Source organism: Nonomuraea longispora (assembly GCF_004348345.1).
GTDB lineage: Bacteria > Actinomycetota > Actinomycetes > Streptosporangiales > Streptosporangiaceae > Nonomuraea > Nonomuraea longispora.
Genome location: NZ_SMJZ01000371.1, coordinates 1 through 3,527 on the forward strand (window position 1 = coordinate 1; position 3,527 = coordinate 3,527).

2 protein-coding genes are annotated in these 3,527 nt (G+C 69.8%); both read left to right on the forward strand.

Translation table 11 applies throughout. The features are described from left to right. On the forward strand, positions 1–1,239 hold a 1,239-nt coding region (locus E1267_RS43075), incomplete at its 5' end, for a neutral zinc metallopeptidase (protein ID WP_246064727.1). Positions 1,240–1,907: 668 nt separating this feature from the next. Further along, a complete protein-coding gene (locus tag E1267_RS43080) occupies positions 1,908–3,314 on the forward strand; it encodes an LCP family protein (protein ID WP_246064728.1) in 1,407 nt (468 codons plus the stop codon). Positions 3,315–3,527 lie beyond the last annotated feature (213 nt).

Genomic DNA, 3,527 nt, shown 5'->3' on the forward strand with positions numbered 1-3,527 from the left:
AGGCCCGGGTACCCCCAGGGGCACCCGCAGTATCCGCCGCAGGGCGGCCCGCAGTACGGGCAGCAGCCACCGCACGGGCAGCCGCCACACCGGCAGCAGCCCCCTCCTCCCCCGCCACCGCTGCCGCCGACGCTGCGCTGGCCGCATCCGCCACCGCCCAAGAAGTCGGGCATGGGGGCCATCGGGGTGATCGGGGCCGTGCTGGGCTCGGTGGCGGCGCTGTTCGTACTGATCGTCGTGGGGGCGGCGTTCTTCAAGGGCGCGTCACGGTCGGAGACCTCGAGACCGATCGCGATCCCGACGTACGAGCCTTCGGAACGCGCCACCGACGACGACGAACCGTTGCCCGAGCGCACGCGGACGGAGGAACCGACCGAGGAGCCGACCGAGGAGCCGACCGAGGAGCCGACCGAGGAGCCGACCGAGGAGCCGTCGACCGGCGAGCCCACGAGCCGGCCGACGGAGCGGGAGACGGAGGAGCCCGAGCAGGAGCCGCGGCAGACGGTCAACACCAGTCTGAAGAACAACTCGGTGTACCGCGCGGGCATCCTGCCGAGGCTCAGGTGCCCGGCGGGCAACGCCAGCATCTTCAACCACAGCCAGCTCAAGTCGCTGATCCTCAAGACCGGCAAGTGCATGGACCGGGCGTGGAAGCCCATCCTGGAGAAGCAGGGCATCAGGTTCAGCCCGCCGAGCTACGCCATCGCCGCCAGGCGGGGCAGGGGCGCGTGCGGTGACTACCCGCAGCCGGGCAACATCGTGCCGTACTACTGCCCGCAGAACAACACGATCTACGCCTCCACCTCTGCCATGTCGAGGGGCAACGGCAACGCCCGCGGCTACGGCCAGATCATCTCCTGGCACGGCGGGATCATCAGCATGATGGCCCACGAGTACGGACACCACGTGCAGAACATCACGGGGCTGATGAACTCGTGGTGGCGCTCCACCCTGGACACCTCCAACAGGAACGCCAAGCTCGCCCTGAGCCGGCGGCTGGAACTGCAGGCCACGTGCTTCGGCGGCATGTGGATGCGCTCGGTCGCGAGCTCGTACCCGGTGAGCACGTCCAACCGGAGCCGGCTGTTCTGGTTCTACGGCCAGGTGGGCGACCACCCGGGCTATCCGCGCGACCACGGCAAGCCGGTCAACAACAACCGGTGGTTCAGGCAGGGCTGGACGAAGAGCAAGGCGTACCAGTGCAACACGTGGCTGGCGTCGGCCTCTACGACCTCCTGAAGTCAAGGCAAAGTTCATCTCATGTTGGGCACATGTCGTTGTTGTCCGAGTATGGGGACTAGAATCCTGGCAATCTTGTGCCCAATAGGGGGCAAACGTCAGTTTTGCCTGGTAGGCGTATTAGGGAGCCGGGTGTGCGCAATCGGGATGGGGAAGAGAACGTGCCAGGAGGCAGGAAGCGGCGCCCCACTCGCCGTCCACGCCCTGCTTCCCAGCGTCCCCCATCCCCCCGTGACACGCCTCCACGTGACACACCGCCGCGCGACACGCCTCCTCACGACGCTCCTCCTCGCGACCGATCCCCGCGAGACGCGTCTCCTCGCGACACGCCTCCACGCGACAGAGCCCCGCGGGACGCGTCTCCTCGCGACAGAGCCCCGCGCGACCGATCTCCGCGAGAAGCGTCCCCGCGCGACACGTCCTCCCGTGACACATCCCCACGGGAAGCATCTCCGCGCGACACGTCCCGGCGCGGGGCGTCTCCCCGCGGCGCGTCCCCACGCGGCGCCGGCCCTCGCTCCGGTTCCCCTTCCGGCTCCGGTTCAGGTTCCGGCCCCACGCCGCGCAACTCCCCACCGCGCACTGCCACACCGCGCAACGCCCCGCCCCGTTTCGCGAAGCCGCTGACCCCCGCCTCCGTCCTCGGGTGGACCGCGCTGTCCGCCATCGTGCCCGGCGCCGCACACCTGCGGGCCGGGCAGCGCCGTATCGGGCTGGTGCTCGTCAGCGTGTACGCGGTGCTGCTGCTCGCCGGCCTGATCTACGGGCTCAGCATCGCCGGGAACCTGGGGAACGCGGCCGCGCTGGTCGGCGACGGCATGCTCGTGACGATCACGGTCCTCGCCGCGATCGGCGCGCTGGCGTGGTTCGCGTTGCTCGTCACCTCGTACGTCGTCCTCAACCCCAGCAGGCTCAACCAGCAGGGCCAGATGATCACCGGCATCGTGGTCGGCGTGCTGTGCGTGGCGGTCATGTCGCCGTTCGCCCTGACCGCGAACACCGTGATGACCTTCCGCAACACGCTCAAGGGCATCTTCCCGTCGTCGTCCGACTCCGACGTGCCGCCCGCGGCCAAGGAGGGCGAGGACCCCTGGCACGGCAAGGGCCGGGTCAACTTCCTGCTGATCGGCGGCGACGCGGCGAGCAACCGTACCGGTGTGCGGACCGACAGCATGACGGTGGCCAGCGTGGACATCAAGAGCGGCGCCACGATCCTGTTCAGCCTGCCGCGCAATCTGCAGCACGTGCGCTTCCCTTCCTCGTCGCCGCTGCACGACCAGTTCCCGAGCGGCTTCCGGGCCGAGTTGCCGAACGGCGGCCTGCTCAACGAGGTGTGGCAGTACGCCAACGACCACCCGGAGGTCATGGGCGGCAAGAACAAGGGCCCGCGAGCCCTCATGGACGCCATCGGCCACACGCTCGGCCTCAAGATCGACTACTACGCGATGATGAACATGTACGGCTTCGCGGACCTCGTCGACGCCATCGGCGGCCTCAAGATCCGGGTCGAGCAGGACGTCAAGTGGGGCGGCCTCTACGGCACGGCGGGCACGATCAAAGCCGGCTACCGGCGGCTCAGCGGCGAGGAGGCCCTCTGGTACGGCCGCTCCCGCGTCAACAGCGACGACTTCTCCCGCATGGGCCGCCAGCGCTGCGTCATCGGCGCCTTCGCCCAGCAGGCCACCCCGGCCGTGATCCTCACCAACTTCACCAAGATCGCCGGTGCGGCCAAGCGGCTGGCGCGCACCAACATCCCGCAGCACCTCGTGCAACCGCTGGTGGAGCTGGCCGTCAAGGTCAAGGACGCCAAGATCACCAGCCTGCAGTTCGTACCACCGCAGTTCTGGCCGGGCAACCCCGACTGGGCGAAGATCCGTACCGCGTCGCGCAAGGCGATCGCCGTCTCGCTCCGGCCGGCCAAGCAGGCGCAGACGGCTCACGTGGACTCCTCGCCGACCGCCACGTCCAGCCCGACGAAGACCCGCGCCGCGCAGCCGACGCAGACGCCCACCAGGAACAGCCAGAAGGGCAAGGGAGGCGACGCCAAGTCCCTCGACGAGCTCTGCGGCCTCTGACCCCGGCCTCGGCGGGGCGGGCCTGTGCACGCCCCGCCGAGGCCTGGACGAGCAGGCTGGGACCAGCGGGCTGGGACCCGGACACGCAGAGCTGAGAGACGGGCACACACCGCTCGGACGGGCACCGCGCGCCCGAGACCCCGTCTGGCCCCGCCGAGGTCCGTACGGCGCGCTCAGGAGCGGACAGGCGTCTCCGTCGCGGGTGGGACGGGG